Origin of the sequence: Nitratireductor sp. ZSWI3, assembly GCF_024655565.1 — a bacterium.
Lineage (GTDB): Bacteria > Pseudomonadota > Alphaproteobacteria > Rhizobiales > Rhizobiaceae > Nitratireductor.
The window spans coordinates 1-4,941 of sequence record NZ_JANKOF010000168.1 but is presented as its reverse complement, the minus strand read 5'-3'; the positions used below and the strand labels follow the sequence as shown (position 1 = coordinate 4,941).

4 protein-coding genes and 1 pseudogene are annotated in these 4,941 nt (G+C 67.0%); all 5 read right to left on the bottom strand.

Annotated elements, in window-relative coordinates; genetic code table 11:
• Positions 1 to 497 (bottom strand): annotated as a pseudogene (locus NUU27_RS24925) (VWA domain-containing protein); the annotation flags it as partial.
• A gap of 70 nt (positions 498 to 567) precedes the next feature.
• Positions 568 to 1,002: a DUF1489 family protein gene (locus NUU27_RS24920; RefSeq protein WP_257764986.1), complete on the bottom strand. Its 435-nt coding sequence runs from the start codon at positions 1,000 to 1,002 to the stop codon at positions 568 to 570.
• Positions 1,003 to 1,068: 66 nt separating this feature from the next.
• On the bottom strand, positions 1,069 to 2,469 hold the full coding sequence (locus tag NUU27_RS24915; protein ID WP_257764985.1) for an L-serine ammonia-lyase: 1,401 nt from the start codon (positions 2,467 to 2,469) through the stop codon (positions 1,069 to 1,071).
• A 593-nt stretch (positions 2,470 to 3,062) separates the two neighbouring features.
• Entirely contained in the window at positions 3,063 to 3,914 is an 852-nt protein-coding gene (locus NUU27_RS24910; RefSeq protein WP_257764984.1) for a YdcF family protein, read from the bottom strand.
• A gap of 45 nt (positions 3,915 to 3,959) precedes the next feature.
• Positions 3,960 to 4,941 (bottom strand): aspartyl/glutamyl-tRNA amidotransferase subunit A (locus tag NUU27_RS24905; protein WP_257764983.1); only part of this gene is annotated, 982 nt, incomplete at its 5' end.

Sequence of the window (4,941 nt, the reverse complement as noted above, 5' to 3'; positions counted from 1 at the left end):
ACCAGGCCGAGCCTGCCGGCCTGGTCGGCGAGGCTGTCGACATTCTCCTCCATCGCGTCGCCGATATAAACCAGCGCGTTGATCTTCTCGCGCGCGGTCTCCTTGAGCCCGTGCGACAGCACCTTGCCGATCTGGGTCTGGCCGCCGCGGCAGTCGATCTTCGTCATCAGCGTCTTCAGGGCCTCGGTGTCGCGCACGAAACGCGAGGCACGGCATTCGCCGAAACCGCGAAAATAGACGAGCTGCACGCTCAGCGAACCGGCTTTGCCGACGGCGTCGAACATCTCGGCCTGCAGCTTGCAGGCCAGGTCCCAGGTGGGCTGGCGGCTCATCGTCGCATCGAGCGCGAGGACCAGCCTGCCGCTCCCCTCGCCCTTCAAGGGCGCCATGGCGCGGGCCTGGCGCACAAAAGCGTCGATGGCGCTCGACGGTGATTTCCGCGGCTCCACGTCCTGCGGGGTCTCACGACGCGGTGCCGGTGTCTTGTTGTCGCTCATGAGAAGAAAGATGTGGCGGTCCGGCAGCGCTTGCAAGCCTTCCTGAACCGGGACCCTGTCGTGCGGCCGATCACAACAGGCCGAGCTCGGCCAGCTCGCGCCGCAGCTCCGCCGGCATTTCGGCTGCCGATGAGCCCGAAGGAAGATCGGCCGGCGCCTCCTTCTGCTCCAGATACCGCCAGCCCTGGAAGGGGCGGCGCGGCTGGAATTGCGTGCGCACCACACGCGGGTCGAGCACCAGATGACAGCGCGAAACGCCCTCGCCGTCGCGGAACGGGCGGATTTCGAGGAGCCTTTGACGGCACTGCACGATGCCCTTGACCACCCAGTAGAGCGATCCGCCGGCCGTCAGTTCGTCGACGCGCTTGGGCACCATGCGGGTGGTGTGGAACTGCTCCGCCGGCTCGCCGCGCGCTTCCTTCTCGCGCAAACGGCGGGCGATCCAGTCTTCCAGTTGCTCGACGTTCTCGCAGCCGACGCACAATTTGATCAGGTTCAGGGCCATGGCCTGAATGTCGGTCCGCCGGGCGTTAAGGTCAAGACGCGCCCGGCCCTCTCCACAACGGCGCGGTCAGCATTCCACCACATTGACGGCGAGGCCGCCGAGGCTCGTTTCCTTATAACGCTCGTTCATGTCGTGGCCGGTCTGGCGCATGGTCTCGATGGCGGCGTCGAGTGAAACGAAATGTTTGCCGTCGCCCTTCACGGCGAGCGAGGCTGCCGTGACGGCCTTGACCGCTCCGAGCGCGTTGCGCTCGATGCAGGGAACCTGCACCAGACCCGCCACGGGATCGCAGGTCATGCCCAGATGATGCTCCAGCGCGATCTCGGCGGCGTTCTCCACCTGCTCGGGCGTTCCGCCCATCACGGCGGCAAGGCCGGCGGCGGCCATGGCCGATGCCGACCCCACCTCGCCCTGGCAGCCCACCTCGGCGCCGGAGATGGAGGCGTTGTGCTTGACGATGCCGCCAATGGCCGCCGCCGTCAGCAGGAAATCGCGGATGCCGCGCCGGTCGGCATCGACATGGAATTTCTGCCAGTAGCGCAGCACCGCCGGCACCACGCCCGCCGCACCATTGGTCGGCGCAGTGACGACACGCCCGCCCGCCGCGTTCTCCTCGTTGACCGCCATCGCATAGACGGCAAGCCAGTCGTTGGCGGCGAGCGGATTGGGGCGGTTCTGGCGCCAGTCCTCCTCCAGGCGTTGGTGGAGCTGGTGGGCGCGGCGGCGCACGCTGAGCCCGCCCGGCATGATGCCTTCCTGCGACAGGCCGCGCTCGATGCAGGCGTTCATCGCATCCCAGATGCGGTCGAGCCCGGCGTCGAGCTCGTCGCGCGACATGCGTGTTTCCTCGTTGGCGCGCTTCATCTCCGCGATCGACAGCCCGCTCTCGGCGGCCATCGCCAGCATGGCCCTGGCATTGGCGAAGGGATACGGCACATTGCCCTCGACCGGCGGCTTGCCTTCCGCCTTGAGCGCCTGGAGCTCCTCTTCGGAGACCACGAAACCGCCGCCGATCGAATAGTAGATGCGCCGCAGGAGCAAGCGGTCGTCGGCGTCGAAGGCATTGAAGGCCATGCCGTTCGCATGGCCGGGCAGCGGCGTCTTCCGGTCGAGGACGAGATCCGTCTGCGGGTCGAACCGATAGGCGGGATGCCCCGCCGGCCGAACAAGTCTTTCGGCGCGTATGGTCTCCAGGATGCCTTCGCTCGTGTCGGGGTCCACCGTCAGCGGGTTGAAGCCGGCAAGTCCGAGGATCACCGCCCGGTCGGTGGCATGGCCGATCCCGGTGAAGGCGAGCGATCCATGCAGCGCAACGGACAGCCGTGCCACCCTGGCACCGGCCGGACGCGGCCAGTCATCGCCGGCGATCTCGGCCAGGAAGCGCTCGGCAGCGGTCATCGGTCCCATCGTGTGTGAGCTCGAAGGGCCGATGCCAATCTTGAACAGGTCGAACACGGACAAAAACATGACTGGCGGCTCCGGATTGCGCGGAGAAGAGACTGCAGCGGCCTTGCGCCTGCGGGCGGCCACCCGGCGGCGCTTCGTTGCGCAATCGCGACAGTGAGCGATTTACCGCATTTTGTCGCCGAACGGAATCACCCGGCACAGGCCCGCGGGTGAAAAACCGTTCCAAAACGCAAAAAGGGCGCAGCTTCGGCGCTGCGCCCCTCATCAGATGATGCGATGTCCTGCGGTCCGGGTCGGTCAGCCGGCTGCCGCAACGACCGAAGCCGTCTCAGCGCCAACAACAAGCCATGCCAGAAAGATGATTGCCGCAAGTCCGATCGCTGCTTTGGCGGCCACGCCCCAGCAGGATCTGTGAATGCTATCGTCCATGCTATCCCGTCGCTTCTTGAAGGCCTTGTCCCCGATCAGGTTGATCCCGATCACTCGGCCCGTGGCGCAGGGTGATACTCTCAGACGGCGCCCTCCGCAAGACAATAACGGCAAAATGACGGCTCCGCATACGCTCCGGAACGGTCACGTCGCCAGGTTTTTGCGTCTTATCAACCACTTGCACGGCGTAAGAATTTTTCAACATCTGTGGCCGAATGAGGGCGCTATTGCTGCGGCGCAGCAACGGTCTTCCCGTCCGACGGCGACTCACCGCGCCGATCGGCCGCCTCGGGCAGCATCGATCCGGTGCGGCCGGCGAAGCGGTAGGCGGCGATCGCCACCCATTCGCGGATGCCGACGGAAACGTTGCGCAGGGAATCAAGGGCGTTGTCCTCGGCGAACCCGAACCGCTCGTTGCCGGCCGTCTTGTAATCGACCGGCCATGGCAGCACCGGGAAACCGGCTTCGCGGAACACGCCGACGGCGCGGGGCATGTGGAAGGCCGAGGTGACCAGGAGCCATGTCTCGCCTTCCCGAGGGGCGGCGATCCGCTTCGAGAAGACGGCATTCTCGTAGGTGTCACGCGAGCCGTTCTCGAGTATCAGGCGTTGCGGATCGACGCCGAGCGCGGTGAGCAGGCGCGGCGCGGTGTCGGCGTCGCCCTCGCCGCTCAGGAACACGGCGCCCTGCCCGCCGGAGATCAGGATCTTCGCTTCCGGAAAGCGCCGCGCCAGGATCGCCGTCTCGACGAAGCGGTCGCCGCTCGCATTGAGCTCGTGGCCGCCGCGCGCGAGATTGATGGAACCTTCAAGGCCGCCGCCCAGCACGACGATGCCATCGACCGTTTCGGGCACCGGATCCGGCTTCCCGAAACGCTCTTCCAGGGGGTGCAGAAGGAGCGCGCCGAGCGTCGTCCAGCCGGACAGGAAGAGAACCAGGAACGAGAGGCCGCCAGCGGTGACGGACAGCCTCAGCCAGCCGACAAGGGCGAGGATCACGCACAGGGCCACGAGCAGCATCGCAAGCCCGAGGGGCTGCAGGAACAGCCAGCCTATGGCGGAAACCAGGTGGAACATGGCGCGGCTAGCTCCCCGGAAGGGACGGCAGCCGCGCCATGCCGGCTACCACCATTTCTTCGGCTGGAAGCGGCCGGCAGCCTGTTCGATGACATGCGCCGTGCGGAACAGCGTCTCTTCCTCGAACGGCTTGCCGATGAGCTGCAGGCCGAGCGGCAGGCCGCGCCCGTCGAGCCCGGCCGGCACGGCGATGCCGGGCAGGCCCGCCATGTTGACGGTAACGGTGAAGATGTCGTTCAGGTACATCTTCACCGGATCCGCATTCATCTCCTGGTCGGCCACGCCGAAGGCCGCCGAAGGCGTCGCCGGCGTCAGGATCGCGTCGATGCCCGCCTCGAAGGCCTGTTCGAAATCGCGCTTGATCAGCGTGCGCACCTTCTGCGCCTTGAGATAATAGGCGTCGTAGTAACCGGCCGACAGCACATAGGTGCCGATCATGACGCGGCGCTTCACCTCGCGCCCGAAGCCGGCGGCGCGCGTCTTCTCGTACATGTCGACGATGTCCTTGCCGGGCACGCGCAACCCGTAGCGCACGCCGTCGTAGCGGGCGAGGTTCGAGGAGGCTTCGGCGGGCGCCACGATGTAGTAGGCCGGCAGCGCGTATTTGGTGTGCGGCAGGGAGATGTCGACAATCTCGGCGCCGGCGTCGCGCATCCATTCGATGCCCTTCTGCCACAGCGCCTCGATCTCCTCGGGCATGCCGTCCATCCGGTATTCGCGCGGAATGCCGATCCGCATGCCCTTCACCGACTGGCCGATCGCGGCCTCGTAGTCGGGCACCGGCAGGTCGACCGAGGTCGTGTCCTGGCCGTCCACCGAGGCCATCGATTTCAGCAGGATGGCGGCGTCGCGCACGTCGCGGGCGATCGGTCCCGCCTGGTCGAGCGAGGAGGCGAAGGCGACGGTGCCCCAGCGCGAGCAGCGCCCGTAGGTCGGCTTGATGCCGACCGTGCCGGTGAAGGCCGCCGGCTGGCGGATCGAGCCGCCGGTGTCGGTGGCGGTTGCGCCGGCGCACAGGAGCGCGGCG

What these genes read in the sequence shown, in the direction of transcription:
- NUU27_RS24920 (WP_257764986.1), bottom strand. Translation starts at nt 1,002, where the DNA reads ATGGCCCTGAACCTGATCAAATTGTGCGTCGGCTGCGAGAACGTCGAG.
- NUU27_RS24915 (WP_257764985.1), bottom strand. Translation starts at nt 2,469, where the DNA reads ATGTTTTTGTCCGTGTTCGACCTGTTCAAGATTGGCATCGGCCCTTCG.
- NUU27_RS24910 (WP_257764984.1), bottom strand. Translation starts at nt 3,914, where the DNA reads ATGTTCCACCTGGTTTCCGCCATAGGCTGGCTGTTCCTGCAGCCCCTC.